The following is a 14456-nucleotide window of genomic DNA, read 5'->3' as shown; positions in this document are numbered from 1 at the left end:
CGACCCCGTTAGGTCTTTCAAGATAGGGATAGCTTATGACCAGAACACTTATCGCCGGGAATTGGAAGATGAACGGCCTCAAGTCCAGCCTTGGGGAAATCCGAGATGCGGCTGCAGGCGTGGGTCAAGGCAAGGCCGGGGTCGAGGCGCTGTTGTGCGTACCGGCAACCCTTCTGACCCTTGCGGCAGAGGCCGCGCACGGCTCAGCGCTGCGGGTCGGTGGCGAAACCTGCCATGCGGCCGAAAGCGGCGCGCATACTGGTGATGTGTCGGCAGAAATGCTGGCAGACGCGGGCGCAACCCATGTCATTGTTGGCCATTCAGAGCGCCGGACAGACCATGCGGAGAGCAATGAAATCGTGGCCGCACAAGCCGCAGCCGCCCTGCGCGCGAGTCTGACGCCGATCATTTGCATTGGCGAAAGCCTCGACCAGCGCAAGGCGGGTGAGACGCTGGAATTCGTGGCCAGCCAGATCGCAGGCTCGATTCCGGACGGGGCCACGGCTGAACAGATTGTGATTGCATATGAGCCAATCTGGGCCATCGGTACGGGCGAAGTTGCCACGCCAGATCAGATTGATGAAGTTCATACCGCGATCCGCACGCGCCTTACAGAACGATTCGGTGCTGAGGCCGCAGACCTCATTCCGCTGCTCTATGGCGGCAGCATGAAGCCGGGAAATGCGGCTGAAATCCTTGCGGTCAAGGATGTGAATGGCGGTCTAATTGGGGGGGCAAGCTTGAAGGCGGCGGATTTCCTCGCCATTTACGGTCAAGCAAAGTAATCAAAGACTGAACCCGAAGGCTTGGCGTCTGTCCCCAATGGGGATATGCGGGCCGCTTGAATTTTACTGGAAACGCACCAGCCATGCAGAACGTCATCCTTGTAGTCCACATCCTCGCCTGTCTTATCGTGACGGGACTGGTCCTGATCCAGAAATCCGAAGGCGGCGGCCTCGGTATTGGCGGCGGCGGCGGGGGCGGCGCGGGATCGCTCATGTCCGGACGTGGCGCTGCCGGCGCCCTGGTGCGTTCCACGATCATGTTTGCCGGTATCTTCTTCGTGACCAGCCTGGCGCTGACCACACTGGCCAACCGAAACACCGACACACGCACCAATGTCGAGCGCGCACTTGGCGCTGACGAAGATGGCGCAACCGGCCCGGTCGACCTGCTGGATCCAACCGCGCCGCTGCTGGAGGGCCAGGACGGCCTGTCCACGCCCGCGCCGGAAGCGGCTGAGCCGGGTGTCCTGATCGATCCTACGGCAGACATGCCACCCGCCGATATCGAGGCTGATCCTGTGCCGGAAACCGAGCCGGAAACAGGTAATCCCCAGTAATTGCGCCGCGCAGGTGTTTTCCCTGCGTCCCATTTGTCCGAATCACGGCATCAGGGTGATCCCATGATCCGCTATATTTTCATTACAGGCGGCGTGGTGTCCTCCCTTGGCAAGGGTATCGCTTCCGCCGCACTCGGTGCGTTGCTTCAGGCGCGTGGCTACAAGGTCCGTCTGCGCAAGCTCGATCCGTATCTCAATGTCGACCCCGGCACGATGAGCCCCCGCCAACATGGCGAGGTCTATGTCACCGATGACGGCGCAGAGACCGATCTGGACCTTGGCCATTATGAGCGCTTCACCGGCGTCTCGGCACGCCAGTCCGACAATATCACGACGGGGCGGATCTATAGCCGTATCATCGAGAAGGAACGGCGCGGGGATTATCTCGGCGCGACAATCCAGGTGATTCCGCACGTCACAAACGAGATCAAGGATTTCGTCCTGTCCGATCCGGGCGAGGATGTGGAATTCGTGCTCTGCGAAATCGGCGGCACGGTCGGCGATATTGAGGGCCTGCCATTTTTCGAGGCGATCCGTCAGCTCGGCCAGGAACTCGGGCCGGAGCGCGCCTGCTTCATCCATCTGACACTGCTGCCCTATATTCCGGCGGCGGGCGAGATGAAGACCAAGCCGACCCAGCACTCGGTGAAGGAGCTGCGCTCGATCGGTATTCAGCCTGACGTGCTGCTCTGCCGGTGTGACCGGCCGATTCCGGAGACCGAGAAGGGCAAGATTGCCAGCTTCTGTAATGTGCGCCTCTCCAGCGTGATCGAAGCGCGCGATGTGGGCCACATCTATGATGTGCCGGGCGCTTATCATGCCGAGGGACTCGACAAGGAAGTCCTGTCGCATTTCCGCATCGAAGACGCTCCGGAGCCGGACCTGTCCGGCTGGAGCGAGATTGCGCACACGACGCATCATCCGGACGGCAATGTCTGTATCGGCCTCGTCGGAAAATACACCGATGTGCCGGACGCCTACAAATCCGTTGCCGAGGCGCTGACGCATGGCGGCCTTGCCAACAAGGTGAAGGTCGATATCCGCCTGATCAATTCCGAAGAATTCGATGATGAGCATCGGCCGCTGGACATTCTGGAAGGCGTGCATGGAATCATCCTGCCGGGCGGCTTTGGCGAGCGCGGCGCACATGGCAAGATGCGCGCGGCAAGGTTTGCCCGCGAGCGCAACGTGCCGTGCTTCGGTATTTGCTATGGCATGCAGATGTCGGTGATCGAGGCGGCCCGCAACATGGCCGGTATCGAGGACGCGAACACGACCGAGAATGACCCGGACACGTCTGCGCCGCTGGTTGGCCTGATGGAAGAGTGGACCAAGGGCAACGAAAAGGTCCAGCGCGACGCCAATACCGACAAGGGCGGCACGATGCGCCTCGGCGCGTATCCGGCCCGCCTGACGCCGGGCAGCAAGGTCGCCGAAATCTATGGCACGCTCGATATCTCCGAACGCCACCGTCACCGCTATGAGGTGAATGCCGGTTACATCAAGGCGCTGGAAAAGGCCGGCGGGCTGTTCTCCGGCCTGTCGCCAGACGGCAAGCTGCCGGAGATTTTCGAGCTTCCGGAGCACCCCTGGTTCATCGGCGTGCAGTATCACCCAGAGCTGAAGTCCCGTCCGTTCGAGCCGCACCCGCTGTTTGCAAGCTTCATCGGCGCGGCGGTCAAGCAGAGCCGACTGGTTTAGGATCCTTCCGTCAAGATCCGTCACCTTCGACCGCGAAGCGGTCTGAGGGCCCATCTCTGGTTTTGCCGCATGCACTAGCGGCCCGGTTCCGAGATGGGCACCCAGATGAGCTGCGCTCATCGGGTGTGACGCGAAGGCGGCGACCAGCACTTTTATCCGGCGTGGAAGATTCCGGCCGGGTGCGTGTCTCCAAAAACAATCCGCCTCAGGATGAATTGAAGTGGGGTTGCACGGCGTGCGTTTCAGCCTCGATCAGTTGGGCTGTCTCGCATTGCAGGCGCGTCAGGGGCCCGTGCCGGAAGAGGCGCTTGCCGGTTTTGGCGATCAGTTGTCTGGCTTCGCCAAGGCAGCGGCGGATTTTTTCGATATAGAGATCGCGATGATCCATCGCATGGTCGAGGGCCATCAGCCGGCGGACGAGGCGTTTGGCGGGCAGGATGTCGCTCGGGAGTTTATCGTATTCATGGATATCTGGGACGTCGTCCGCATCAAGAAAGCGGATGCGTGGGCCTGTCTTGAATGTCGGCCTAGGCGGCTTTGCATCCGGGCGATGAGCGCGGGTCTCGAACAGACGGAAAGCTGGCTGGGATGCGCGGGCGATGTGTTGCGTGGTTTCTCGCGGGCGCGCTGGACCTGAACTGGCTGTCTCTCGAGGGAATACAGGCAACGCACCCAGTTCGGCCGCGCAGAGATAGAGACAGCGGCGCAGCGCCGGTTCGGCCTGGGCCAGGAAGCGCGACAGGCGCGAAATCGCGTGACGCGGCAGGAGCGGCGTATGCGGCGTCAGGCCGAGCCGCTCGCGCAACTGGATCACGCCGAGGCTGATGACATTCAGCATCAGCCAGACGGCGGAGCGGATTTCCTGTTGAGGTGAATAGCGCAGTTCGGACATGAGCTGAGCATCCGGGGTGGGGGTGCCGGTCGAATTGGTCTTTCAACGGTCTTTGATTTTATTGGAGAATTCCGCGGGGCTTGCGGGACTACCGAGCCCTTATCATCGGCATGCGCCGAAAGGCGGATGTGGTTCTAAGGCTTGGACACCTGGAACTGGCCGACATTGATGCGGCCATCGGTGAAGCCGGCATCGCAATAGGACAGGTAGAAATTCCACATCCGGCGGAAGGGCTCATCGAAGTCCAGCTTGGCGATCGTGTCCCAGTTGGCATTGAAATCGCGCGCCCATTCGCGGCAGGTGCGGGCATAGTCCTGACCGAAATAGGTGACGCCATCATGGCGCAGGCCCGCCGTGTGGAACTGTTCCTTCAGAGCGGTCTCGCTGGGCAGCATGCCGCCCGGAAATATGTGGCGCTGGATGAAGTCGACGCGCTTGCGGTAGCGCGGGAACAGTTCGTCATCGATGGTGATGATCTGGAGCGCGGCGCGGCCGCCCTGTTTCAGACTTTCGAAGATTTTCGCGAAATAGCTCGGCCAGTAGGATTCCCCGACCGCTTCGAACATCTCGATGGAGGCGACGCCATCATATTGGCCCTGATGGTCGCGATAGTCTTCGAGGCGGATCTCTACACGTTCACTGAGGCCCTGTTTCTGCATCCGCTGCATGGCGAAATCACGCTGGGATGGCGAGATGGTCAGGCAGGTGACTTTCGAGCCGCGTTGCTTGGCGGCATATTCGGCAAAGCCGCCCCAGCCGCAGCCGATTTCCAGGATTTCCGACGAGGGCCCGGCACTGATCCGGTCACAGATGTTCCGGTACTTGTTCTGTTGGCCCTGTTCGAGGCTCATGTTCGGGCTGTCGAAGATGGCTGAGGAATAGGTCATCGAAGGGTCCAGCCAGAGACTGTAGAAGTCATTGCCCAGATCATAATGGGCCATGATGTTCTTCTTCGCGCCCTCCCGGGAATTGCGGTTGAAGATGTGGCGGACCATGTTGACCCAGCGCACCACTGCGCCGCCCACGGCAAGCTTGCCGATATTGTCGAAATTGGCAGAGAAGAAGCGCAGCACTTCGGTCAGGTCAGGCGTTGACCATTCGCCATCCATGTAAGCCTCGGCAAAGCCGACATCGCCGCCAGCCATGGCGCGTTTCACGAAGTTATAATCGTGGACAATGATGGTGGCATGAGGGCCGGTATCGTCATGCCTATATTCGAGCACGCGTTCGCCGGGCAAGACAAAGGACACGCTGCCCTTCTGGGTATTGAGCAGCGCGAAGGCGGCCAGACGAAAGCTTGTCGGAACGTCTTTCAGGTTCCGAATGGTCTGGGTGCTGGCTTTGATGACCTCGGTCATGCGGCATCCTTCCGCTTATCAGCATTACGTATTTGTTGGGATAACGCAATTGTTGTGCCGGTTTCCGGAGGGGCGGGCTTTGGGCGATAGGCGGCGCCGCGTATCCACACTTTGAGGGCCTGCCAGTGGATTCCGAGGGTCACGCCGAGCGTGGAGAGCGGATTGGTGACTGCGAGTTTCAGCAAGTTTGCGCTGGTGGCAGGCATCCGCCGGGCGGTGATGTTTGCCATATGAAGGCGCTTTTCATGTCTCAGGCTTTCCACGACCACTCCCAATTTGTCTTCCGGCGAACGCAGGGTGAAGCGGTAGGTTCCGGTGACGTCGAAGAAGGGGGATACGTGGAAAGACTTTGGCGCACTGTGCGCGTTGCGGCCCGGATTGACGGCGGCGACGTAACGATGGGTCTCGCCGAATGTGTTGTTCACTTCATAGATGATCCCGCGCAGGTCGCCGTCCGGGCCGTAGCCATACCAGAGCGAGAGGGGTGCAAATTTGTAGAACAGGTGGCGCGGGAAGGTGACGAGGCGGATGGCGCCGCCGTCCAGTGTAATGCCTGCCTTGGCAAGTTCGGATTCGGCCCAGGGACGTAGCGGCGCGCCTTTCTGCTTGGCGCCGTGGTCTTCGGTGCGGAAGGCGAACAGGCCGGGCGCGTTGACGCTGAACAGGGCTGAGCTGGCCGCGGCCTCGTCCAACCGGTCGATGTCGAGATCAATCAGGACGAGGTCATACGCAAAGCGTCGCTCGAATGGCTGGTAGCGCACATGGATAGTCTGGCCTTTCCAGAGGCTCAGTGCGGGCTGGGGATGCGCATTGGTCAAACAGACACCTCGGCAGCGAATTCCACAGGGCGAAGTTTGCGTGCTGGCTGTACAATGTCCACACCTTCGGCCGTCCACGGCACGGATCCGCCAAGGGAAAGGGCGGCTGAGAGGCCGGATTTCAGGCCGTCCTCATGAAAGCCGCGGCCCATCCATGCGCCGGCGATCCAGAGACCGTTCTGACCCTGAATACGCTTCAGGCTGCGCACGGCTGCTTCGGCGGCGGCATCGAACTGCGGATGGTCGAAATCATATTCGAGAAAGGTCAGCTCGTCGCGAGGGGGCGTGTCGGGGTTCAGTGTGATGAAGAGTGGGCGCTCATCGGGCAGGCCCTGCAGCCGGTTCATCCAATAGGTGAGGCAGATGTCGCCGCTTTCCTGTTTCAGCACGTTCCAGCTGGCCCAGGCGGCCTTGCGCGATGGCATCAGCGCCGGGTCGCGGTGGAGATAGATACGGTTTGGCCGATAGCGAACCGAGCGGAGCAGGAAGGCCTGATCGTCGAAATGTTCCTCGGTCAGGCGCAGGGCCTGGTCGGAATGGGTGGCGAGAATGACATCATCGAATATTTCGCGACGGCCATCGGTCGTCACAACCGCGATATGGTCACCAAAGGGAAAAATGCGCTCGACGCCCGAGTTGAGGCGAACCCGGTCGCCGAGCGCGTCCGCAACAGTGCGGACATAGTTTTCACTGCCACCGGTGACGGTACGCCATTTCGGGCGTTCCTTGTGCATGAGGCGGTGATTGTCGAAGAACTGGAAGAAGCTCATGGCGGGGTAGTCGAGCATCTTGTCTTCGCAGGTGGACCAGATGGCGGCCCCCATGGGCAGAATATAGTTCGTGCGGAAATCTGTATCGAACTCATGGCGGTCGAGCCATGCGCCCAGAGTGGTATCCGTAATCGTGCCATCGGCGAGTTCGGCGCGCGCAATGTCGTTGAAGCGGAGGATGGTGCGCCAGAAGCGATGGAATTTCGGGCTCAGGAGATTGCGACGCTGGGCAAAGATGCCTTTCAGTGTGGACGCCCACTCCCAGCCTTTCGGATCAGAGACCGCAAAGCTCATGTCGGACGCTTGTGTTTCGACACCAAGTGCATCGAAGAAGCCGATCAGGTTCGGATAGTTGAGTGCATTATAAACGATGAAGCCGAGATCGACCTTCGTTTCGTGGCCATCATAGTCGAACGCATGCGTGCATGCGTGCCCCCCGGCCCGGCCTGATTGTTCGTAAAGTGTTACGTGTGCGGAATTGCGCAGCGCCCATGCAGCGCCGAGGCCGGATATTCCAGATCCAATAATGGCGATGCGTTTCATGCGGCGTCTCGCTTTTCTTTCAATGTATCATATGCGTCGAGTGCGCGCTGGCGAGCGCCGGAATGGTCGACTATGGGTTTCGGATAGGTCTTGCCGAGCTGGATGCCGGCCTTGTTCAGTATCTCTTCGTTGGCTTCCCACGGGGCGTACAGGTACTTGTCTGGCAGGTCCTTCAGTTCCGGGCAGAAGCGCCGCACATAGGCGCCGGTCTCGTCGAACTTGCTGCCCTGGCTGATCGGGTTGAAGACCCGGAAATAGGGCGCCGCATCGGCACCGGAGCCTGCAGTCCATTGCCAACTGGCGGCATTGTTGGCCGGGTCAGCATCGACCAGCGTGTCCCAGAACCATGCTTCGCCGTCCTGCCAGGGCAGGAGGAGATGCTTGGTCAGGAAGGAGGCGACAATCATCCGTACCCGGTTGTGCATCCAGCCTGTCTGCCAGAGCTGGCGCATTCCTGCGTCAACCATCGGATAGCCGGTCTGGCCCTTGGTCCAGGCGTCAAAGGCATTCTTGTCTTTTCGCCACGGCATGAACTCGAATGAGTCATTATAGTTTTCGGAGGCGAGCACCGGATTGTAAAACAGGAGTGTATGGGAAAATTCCCGCCAGCCAATTTCTGACAGGAAGGTGTGACCATCCTTTTCCGGGATCGTGCCGGCTTCCATACCAGCATGGACAGCGCGCCATATCTGCAGTGGTCCGATCTCGCCGAAACGGAGATGTGGGGAGAGACCGGACGTGGACATGTCGAGGTCCGGGCGGTTGCGATCTTCCTTGTAGCCATTGATTGGCCCATCAAGGAAGTCGGTCAGGCGGGCAATTGCGCCGTCCTCGCCGGGGGTCCAGTCGTCAAAGCCTGTGGACCAGTCGGGGCTTGACGGGTGGAGGCCCCAATCATCGAGGGATTCGCTTTCGGGCTTGGGGCCGCTCAGCTTCTTGTGGCGGCCATACGTGTCGCGCGCGACGAAGTTGTTGCGGGCCGCGCGCCAGTAAGGAGTGAACACCTTGTAGTAACCACCCGCATTGGTCTCGACCTGCCACGGCTCGTTCAGCAGCCGCGCATTGTAGCTGGAGACATCCAGGCCCCGCTGGGCCAGGTCTTCCTTGATTGCGGCATCCAGATCGCGTTCGGGCTGGTCATAGCGGCGATTCCAGAAAATGGTCTCTGCGCCGGTCTCTTCGATGACGGTGTCGAGCACATCGGCGGATTGCCCGGAGCGAAGGGTCAGCTGGGCGCCCGCCTGTTTGATATCAGCGGCAAGCGCGCGCAGGGATTTGTCCAGCCACCATTTCGAGGCGCCGCCGAGGGGCCGCAGGCCTTTGGTCTGCTCGTCCAGTATGTAGAGCAAGACGAGGGGCCTGCCGGACGAGACGGCGGCATGCAGGGCCGGATTGTCGGAAAGGCGCAGGTCTTCGCGGAACCAGACGATGGCAGGCGCAGATTGTGACACAAGACCTCCGGGCAGGGTTGAACAGTTTACAAAGCCTCTACGCGCGAGTTCGCGGAATGGATCATGCGGGGCTGAGCCTTGGTCTTCCGCGCCTGCAATTGGGGCGGTATACCCTTTCGATGTTCAAAAGAATCATACGCCCCAGCGGAGTGTAACCGAAATGTCAGGCACACATCTTCCGGGTCTCATCCACGCCGCTGCGGGCAAGCGTGTTGTCTGTGTTGGCGATGTCATGCTGGACCGGTTTATCTATGGCGGTGTCACCCGCATATCCCCCGAAGCGCCTGTGCCGATCATGCGGCGCACCCGCGAAGCGGCGATGCCGGGCGGTGCGGGCAATGTGGCACGAAACCTTGCTTCGCTCGGCTTGTCGGTCTCGCTTATCGGGGTTGTCGGGGATGATGGCGAAGGCCGGGAACTGGCCGCGCTGCTGGGAGACATTGAGGGCGTCGATGCCGATTTGATCGCCATGCGCGACCGGTCAACCACGCTGAAGACGCGCTTTGTCGCCGGGGGACAGCAATTGCTGCGCGTGGACGCGGAAGATACCAGCCCCATCGGGCCGAGCCCGGAAGCCGAGCTGATTGCCTCCATTGCCGACGAGGCGAATGAAGCAAGCGTGATCATCCTGTCCGATTATGCCAAGGGCGCGGTGACGGATGGAGTCATTGCAGCCGCGCTGGCGGCTGGAGACCAATATGGCATTCCGGTGATTGCCGATCCGAAAGGCCGCGATTTCACGCGCTATGGCGCGGTGGACTTGCTCAAGCCGAATGCCAGCGAGTTGGCCGCAGCCATGGGGCTGAGGGTGGAAACGGATCAGGATGTCGGTGAGGCCCTGACGGCTGCGCAGACCTTGCTGATGGCGAAATCCATTGTCGTGACGCGGGCCGCAAAGGGCATGTCCTATGCCATCGAGGGCGAGCCGGCCGTGCATCTGAGCGGGCAGGCGCGCGAAGTGTATGACGTGTCTGGCGCGGGCGATACAAGCATTGCGGCGCTGGCGCTGGGCCTGGCAGGCGGCGGCTCGGTGGCGGATGCGGTCAGCCTGGCGATCACGGCGTCCGGGATTGCCGTCGGCAAGGCGGGCACGGCTACGGTCTCTGCGGATGAGATGATCACGGCGTTGCAGATGGGGCTGCGCAATGGTGGCGTCAGCTATCTGACCCTCGACGCAGCCAGGGCACAGGTCGCTTCCTGGCGGGATTCCGGGCTGACCGTCGGCTTCACGAATGGCTGTTTCGACATCCTTCATCCGGGGCATTTGCGGGTTTTGGAAGAGGCCAAGTCGCGCTGTGGCCGTCTGGTGGTTGGCCTGAACTCGGATGCGTCCGTATCGCGCCTGAAAGGACCGACGCGACCGGTCAATGACGCTGACTCCCGCGCGCGGGTCCTGTCGGGCCTGATGGCCGTGGATGCGGTGGTTGTTTTCGAGGAAGACACACCCGGCGCGCTGATCGAGGCGTTGCAGCCGGACTTGCTGGTCAAGGGCGGGGATTATTCCATCGATACGATCGTTGGCGCTGACACAGTGCAGGCACGAGGCGGAACGGTTCATATCGTGCCGTTGGTGGATGGACAGTCGACCACGGCGGCGATTGCTCGGGCGCAGTCCAAGACAGAATGAGCCCGGCTGCGCAAACAGCCGCCCAATTGCTCAAACAATATGGCGAAGACGCAGAAGTGATTGACACGCTGCGTGCAGCGGAAGTGGCCGCGCAGGGTGACGTCGAGGCATTGGCGCACTGGGACGCGGTGATCGCCTGCCTGACGGGTGAAGCTCCTGAAGGGCTGCCGAACTAGCGCGTCAGTTGGCGACGCCCTTTTTGAGCTCATAGCGCCCGCGTCCGGTTTCGTTGAACCATTCCTGGATGTCCGGATGGCTGAGCGGTGTGTCGGAATCGTCAATCACCAGGTTCTGTTCCGAGACATAGGCGACGTAATGTGTGCGCTCGTTCTCGGCGAACAAATGATAGAAGGGCTGGTCTTTTGAGGGACGCACTTCTTCAGGAATGGATTCATACCATTCATCGGTGTTGGCGAAGACGGGGTCGACATCGAAAATGATGCCGCGAAACGGGAAGTGGCGGTGGCGCACAACCTGGCCGATCTGGAACTTTGCGAGCAGGGGGGTGATGTCGTTATAGCGCTGGTCACGGTCGAGGGGTTTGTCGAGCAGCAGCGCGTCGTCGGCAACCTTACGGCGACCGATTCCCACGCTGCCTAGCAGCTTTCCCAAGAGCGATGCGCGTCTGGTCATTTCCCACTCCTGTGATACACCATGCATCAACTGAAAAACTTGGGCCACACTATGGCTGAAAAAAAATCAGCGGTACGGCGCGGAAAACGCGGCCGACCGCGCCCAGCCAGGGCCTCGGACCTCTATGCGGCCGTGGACCTTGGAACCAATAATTGCCGCCTTCTGGTGGCCACTCCACACGGAAAAACTTTCCGTGTGGTTGATTCGCACTCCCAAATTGCCCGTTTGGGTGAGGGATTGCACGAAACCGGTCGGCTGTCCGAAGCTTCGATAGAGCGCGCGATGGATGCGCTGAATGCGATCCGCGGGAAGCTCAAGACGCATGGAGTCGGCAAGGTTCGTTGCATCGCGACCGAGGCTTGCCGAAAGGCAGAGAATGGTCCGGATTTCATCCAGAGGGTGCACGACGAGACCGGCCTGACCTTCAAGATCATTGGCGCGAAGGAAGAAGCGCGCCTTGCCAGTATCGGGTGTCATGACCTGATTGGCGATGATGCGCCGTCGGTACTGGTGGTGGATATTGGCGGCGGGTCGACGGAATTGTCGTGGCTGAATGCCGAACTGGCGCGGGCCAATGGCCTGAACGGCCTGATCCAGCGTGCCCCTATCCAGAACTGGACCAGCCTGCCGCTGGGCGTCGTGACCCTCACCGAAGCCTTTGCTCATCTGCCGGACGCAGAAGCCTATCAGGCAATGCTGGATCATGCCGGAGAAGTTATTGAAGCCTGGCAAGGCACACAGGCGATCCGTTCTGCAATGGGTTTGAGAGGGGCGCACCTGATCGGTACGTCCGGCACAGTGACCTGCCTGGCGGGCGTACATCTGAAACTCGACCGCTATCGCCGTGACAAGGTGGACGGGACGTGGATGAGCCGGACCTCGGGCGAAAAAGTGCTGAACATGCTGCGCGAAGCCGGACCGGACGGGCGGGCGGCCCTGCCGACGATTGGTGAAGAGCGCGCAGGACTGATGCTGGCTGGCTGTGCTATTCTGGATGCGCTTTGGCGGGCCTATCCGGCGGGGCGTTTGCGGGTTGGCGACCGTGGCCTGAGGGAAGGCCTGCTGCTCAGCATGATGTATGGCCAGAAGCCCGCGCGGCGTCGTCGCAGAGGCGGGCGTAAACGGCGCGAAGGCGGCAACACGCCTCAAACCCATTCGGCAACGGAGGCCGGCAATGACGGATGATGGAAAGCGCCGCTGGAAAGGCCCCGGCAAGGAAAGCAAGAACACGTCCGGTCGCCAGATGACCGAGCGCAAGGTCACGGCGCATCGTGCGAAAAATGAAAGTTCCAAACGCTGGATCGAACGCCAGCTGCAGGATCCCTATGTGCGCAAGGCCAAGGAAGAGGGCTATCGGGCCCGCGCGGCCTACAAACTGCTTGAGATAAATGAAAAGCTGGACCTGCTGCGCAAGGGTCAGCGCGTTGTTGACCTGGGCTGTGCGCCCGGCGGGTGGATGCAGGTCGCGCTGAAGAAGGGCGCGCTGGAAGTGGCGGGCATTGACCTCTTGCCGGTGGAGCCGATTGAAGGCGCGCATATCATTGAAGGCGATGTGAATGAGCCGGAAGATGTTGCGGCCTTGCTGGAAGGGCTGAGTGGACCGGTTGACCTTGTCCTGTCCGACATGGCGGCGAACACGACCGGGCACAAGCAGACGGACCATTTGCGCACCGTCGCTTTGGTCGAGATGGCGGTCGCGTTCGCCATTGAACATCTCGCGCCGGGCGGCACATTCTGTTCGAAAGTGTTTCAGGGTGGCGCGACGAAGGATGTGCTGGACACGTTGAAGGCGCATTTCAAGACGGTGCGCCACATCAAACCGCCATCAAGCCGGGCCGGAAGTCCCGAAATTTTCGTGGTGGCAAAGGGATTCAAGGGTTAATTCAAGGGCGCTATCAGAGCCGCCAATCGATTGTATTCCGTACGCGGCGGTTGGAGCGTCTGGAGAGAACGGAATTCAGATAGGCGTCGTTTTCGGATTTTTTGGGCTTGGATTCATAGCCCAATTCGACCGACACTTCGTAATGGGTGACTTGTCCCTTGCTGATGAAGCCACGGGCGGTCGAGACTTCGAACCAGTCTGGTTCCCCAAAGAGATCGCGCGCTTGAACCAGGGCCCGATCAATCGCGTCGTCAACCGAAATCGGTGACAGGCCGACGATGCGGCGAAGAGGAGGGTGGGCGCTTGCCATAAGTTAATAGGTTGCTTCTGCGTTTTGTGGGTTCTCTTGCAAGTACTATGCAAGACCAGAGTAATTGTTCCGAAAAAACCTTGTATTGCTTTAGATTTGTGTCCGCTCCACTATCCGTCTGCGAGTCAGGGAGAAAGTTAATGGCCATCAAAGGTGGATGTTATTGCGGCGCGATCCGGTATGAGGCGGGAGGCGATGCGATCATGAAGGCAAGTTGCCATTGCCGGGAATGCCAATACTTCACGGGTGGGCAGGCCAATACGATCATGGCGATGCCAACTGCGGAGTTCCGTTACACGCTCGGCACGCCAAAAGGATATCGCCGGGCAGATCTGGAACGTGGAGCGCTACGCGAATTTTGCTCCGATTGCGGAACGCATATCGCAACGCGATCCCCCTCACTGCCGCAGGCGGTGATCCTGAAAGTCGGCACACTTGATGATCCATCCGTGTTCGGTGCGGCCCAAATGGCCATGCAGATTGCGGATGCGCAAAGCTTCCATCATGTTCCAGACGATATCGCCAGATTTGAAAGGTTTCCGGGCCAATGATCAGGATAATTTCCATCATACTCGCAGGTGCAGTAGTGTCGGGCTGTGCCTATCTGCAGGATGTCTATTCCAGCGACGGCGTGTATGGGTCGGGGGCGGACCCTTATGAAAAGATCCAGTTCGCGGGAGAAAAGGCCACAGGGGCCGAACGTGCCGCATGTGAATCCGCAGGCGGTCGCGTCGCGCGTGACGGCATGCGGGGGTGGGAACAGTGCATTCAGCCCTTCGAAGACGCCGGAAAGGCGTGTGCGGATAATGCCGATTGCATTGGCCAGTGCCGTCTCAGCCTCGGCGACGACATGCCAGAAGCCGGCAAGCCTGTTACGGGCAAGTGCCAAGCGACTGACAGCCCCTTCGGATGCTATGCCACCGTCGAAAATGGACGCGCGACACCGGCGCTCTGCGTAGACTAGATTACACCGGAAGAAGGTGCGCCTGCGCTTCGTCGCGGCCGCCGTCGAAATGCTGGATTGAATATACATTGGAAAGATCAATCGGGCCCGTAGGGTCGAACCGGCCCCAATTTTCCAGCGTGTAGCTGGAATGGGGCAACAGGGGCGGCTGGCCGGTGGCTTTTC

General features: G+C 60.4%; 16 protein-coding genes. 9 read left to right on the top strand and 7 right to left on the bottom strand.

Translation table 11 applies throughout. From position 1 onward, the window contains the following. Positions 1-35 precede the first annotated feature (35 nt). The 3 genes from tpiA to B3527_RS02175 all read left to right on the top strand — a co-directional run bounded on the left by tpiA (position 36) and on the right by B3527_RS02175 (position 3043). Positions 36-785, top strand: coding sequence for a triose-phosphate isomerase (gene tpiA / locus B3527_RS02185; RefSeq protein ID WP_290479537.1), 750 nt, complete (start codon positions 36-38; stop codon positions 783-785). 83 nt (positions 786-868) lie between these two features. Then, the gene (secG, locus tag B3527_RS02180; RefSeq protein WP_051607879.1) at positions 869-1342 is read left to right on the top strand and encodes a preprotein translocase subunit SecG; all 474 of its coding nucleotides are present in this window, start codon (positions 869-871) and stop codon (positions 1340-1342) included. A 63-nt stretch (positions 1343-1405) separates the two neighbouring features. Further along, positions 1406-3043: a CTP synthase gene (locus B3527_RS02175; RefSeq protein ID WP_034815501.1), complete on the top strand. Its 1638-nt coding sequence runs from the start codon at positions 1406-1408 to the stop codon at positions 3041-3043. Positions 3044-3248: 205 nt separating this feature from the next. Here the strand turns inward: B3527_RS02175 and B3527_RS02170 are convergent, their stop codons facing one another. The 5 genes from B3527_RS02170 to B3527_RS02150 all read right to left on the bottom strand — a co-directional run bounded on the left by B3527_RS02170 (position 3249) and on the right by B3527_RS02150 (position 8875). Continuing rightward, positions 3249-3935 carry a hypothetical protein gene (locus tag B3527_RS02170; RefSeq protein ID WP_290479536.1) on the bottom strand — a complete coding sequence of 229 codons (687 nt, stop codon included), beginning with the start codon at positions 3933-3935 and terminating at the stop codon, positions 3249-3251. A gap of 134 nt (positions 3936-4069) precedes the next feature. Further along, positions 4070-5293, bottom strand: a complete 1224-nt coding sequence (locus B3527_RS02165; protein ID WP_290479535.1) for an SAM-dependent methyltransferase — start codon at positions 5291-5293, stop codon at positions 4070-4072. Next, the gene (locus B3527_RS02160) at positions 5290-6111 is read right to left on the bottom strand and encodes a DUF1365 domain-containing protein (RefSeq protein ID WP_290479534.1); all 822 of its coding nucleotides are present in this window, start codon (positions 6109-6111) and stop codon (positions 5290-5292) included. Before B3527_RS02160 ends, B3527_RS02165 begins: the two co-directional genes overlap by 4 nt. Next, positions 6108-7424, bottom strand: coding sequence for an NAD(P)/FAD-dependent oxidoreductase (locus B3527_RS02155; protein WP_290479533.1), 1317 nt, complete (start codon positions 7422-7424; stop codon positions 6108-6110). Before B3527_RS02155 ends, B3527_RS02160 begins: the two co-directional genes overlap by 4 nt. Further along, complete coding sequence (locus B3527_RS02150; RefSeq protein WP_290479532.1) at positions 7421-8875, bottom strand: cryptochrome/photolyase family protein; 1455 nt, start codon at positions 8873-8875, stop codon at positions 7421-7423. Before B3527_RS02150 ends, B3527_RS02155 begins: the two co-directional genes overlap by 4 nt. A 160-nt stretch (positions 8876-9035) precedes the next feature. On the opposite strand from B3527_RS02150, the gene rfaE2 reads away from it, so the two are divergent. Next, a complete protein-coding gene (gene rfaE2, locus B3527_RS02145; protein WP_290479531.1) occupies positions 9036-10502 on the top strand; it encodes a D-glycero-beta-D-manno-heptose 1-phosphate adenylyltransferase in 1467 nt (488 codons plus the stop codon). Next, positions 10499-10678 carry a hypothetical protein gene (locus tag B3527_RS02140; protein ID WP_290479530.1) on the top strand — a complete coding sequence of 60 codons (180 nt, stop codon included), beginning with the start codon at positions 10499-10501 and terminating at the stop codon, positions 10676-10678. The genes rfaE2 and B3527_RS02140 overlap by 4 nt, the downstream gene beginning before the upstream one ends. A gap of 4 nt (positions 10679-10682) precedes the next feature. Here the strand turns inward: B3527_RS02140 and hspQ are convergent, their stop codons facing one another. Next, positions 10683-11012 (bottom strand): heat shock protein HspQ, encoded by a 330-nt coding sequence (gene hspQ / locus B3527_RS02135; protein WP_349677876.1) that lies wholly within the window; start codon positions 11010-11012, stop codon positions 10683-10685. A 144-nt stretch (positions 11013-11156) separates the two neighbouring features. Between hspQ and B3527_RS02130 the strand changes: the two genes are divergently transcribed. Together B3527_RS02130 and B3527_RS02125 are read left to right on the top strand one after the other, a co-directional pair. Then, on the top strand, positions 11157-12320 hold the full coding sequence (locus B3527_RS02130; protein ID WP_349678432.1) for a Ppx/GppA phosphatase family protein: 1164 nt from the start codon (positions 11157-11159) through the stop codon (positions 12318-12320). Continuing rightward, positions 12310-13017, top strand: a complete 708-nt coding sequence (locus B3527_RS02125) for an RlmE family RNA methyltransferase (protein ID WP_034815489.1) — start codon at positions 12310-12312, stop codon at positions 13015-13017. Before B3527_RS02130 ends, B3527_RS02125 begins: the two co-directional genes overlap by 11 nt. 13 nt (positions 13018-13030) lie before the next feature. Here B3527_RS02125 and B3527_RS02120 read toward each other — a convergent pair whose 3' ends face one another. Further along, positions 13031-13327 carry a dodecin family protein gene (locus B3527_RS02120; protein ID WP_290479528.1) on the bottom strand — a complete coding sequence of 99 codons (297 nt, stop codon included), beginning with the start codon at positions 13325-13327 and terminating at the stop codon, positions 13031-13033. 140 nt (positions 13328-13467) lie between these two features. Here B3527_RS02120 and B3527_RS02115 point away from each other — a divergent pair, with 140 nt between their 5' ends. Then, complete coding sequence (locus B3527_RS02115) at positions 13468-13878, top strand: GFA family protein (protein ID WP_290479527.1); 411 nt, start codon at positions 13468-13470, stop codon at positions 13876-13878. Then, positions 13875-14291, top strand: coding sequence for a hypothetical protein (locus B3527_RS02110; RefSeq protein ID WP_290479526.1), 417 nt, complete (start codon positions 13875-13877; stop codon positions 14289-14291). The genes B3527_RS02115 and B3527_RS02110 overlap by 4 nt, the downstream gene beginning before the upstream one ends. The last annotated feature ends 165 nt before the right edge of the window (positions 14292-14456 follow it).

The organism is Hyphomonas sp. UBA4505, from assembly GCF_002388685.1.
GTDB lineage: Bacteria > Pseudomonadota > Alphaproteobacteria > Caulobacterales > Hyphomonadaceae > Hyphomonas.
The sequence above is the reverse complement of the archived record's forward strand: the minus strand, read 5'-3'. Positions and strand labels throughout refer to the sequence as shown.

Coding starts and splice junctions, on each gene's coding strand:
- tpiA (WP_290479537.1), top strand. CDS start 36: ATGACCAGAACACTTATCGCCGGGAATTGGAAGATGAACGGCCTCAAG.
- secG (WP_051607879.1), top strand. CDS start 869: ATGCAGAACGTCATCCTTGTAGTCCACATCCTCGCCTGTCTTATCGTG.
- B3527_RS02175 (WP_034815501.1), top strand. CDS start 1,406: ATGATCCGCTATATTTTCATTACAGGCGGCGTGGTGTCCTCCCTTGGC.
- B3527_RS02170 (WP_290479536.1), bottom strand. CDS start 3,935: ATGTCCGAACTGCGCTATTCACCTCAACAGGAAATCCGCTCCGCCGTC.
- B3527_RS02165 (WP_290479535.1), bottom strand. CDS start 5,293: ATGACCGAGGTCATCAAAGCCAGCACCCAGACCATTCGGAACCTGAAA.
- B3527_RS02155 (WP_290479533.1), bottom strand. CDS start 7,424: ATGAAACGCATCGCCATTATTGGATCTGGAATATCCGGCCTCGGCGCT.
- rfaE2 (WP_290479531.1), top strand. CDS start 9,036: ATGTCAGGCACACATCTTCCGGGTCTCATCCACGCCGCTGCGGGCAAG.
- B3527_RS02140 (WP_290479530.1), top strand. CDS start 10,499: ATGAGCCCGGCTGCGCAAACAGCCGCCCAATTGCTCAAACAATATGGC.
- B3527_RS02130 (WP_349678432.1), top strand. CDS start 11,157: ATGCATCAACTGAAAAACTTGGGCCACACTATGGCTGAAAAAAAATCA.
- B3527_RS02125 (WP_034815489.1), top strand. CDS start 12,310: ATGACGGATGATGGAAAGCGCCGCTGGAAAGGCCCCGGCAAGGAAAGC.
- B3527_RS02120 (WP_290479528.1), bottom strand. CDS start 13,327: ATGGCAAGCGCCCACCCTCCTCTTCGCCGCATCGTCGGCCTGTCACCG.
- B3527_RS02115 (WP_290479527.1), top strand. CDS start 13,468: ATGGCCATCAAAGGTGGATGTTATTGCGGCGCGATCCGGTATGAGGCG.
- B3527_RS02110 (WP_290479526.1), top strand. CDS start 13,875: ATGATCAGGATAATTTCCATCATACTCGCAGGTGCAGTAGTGTCGGGC.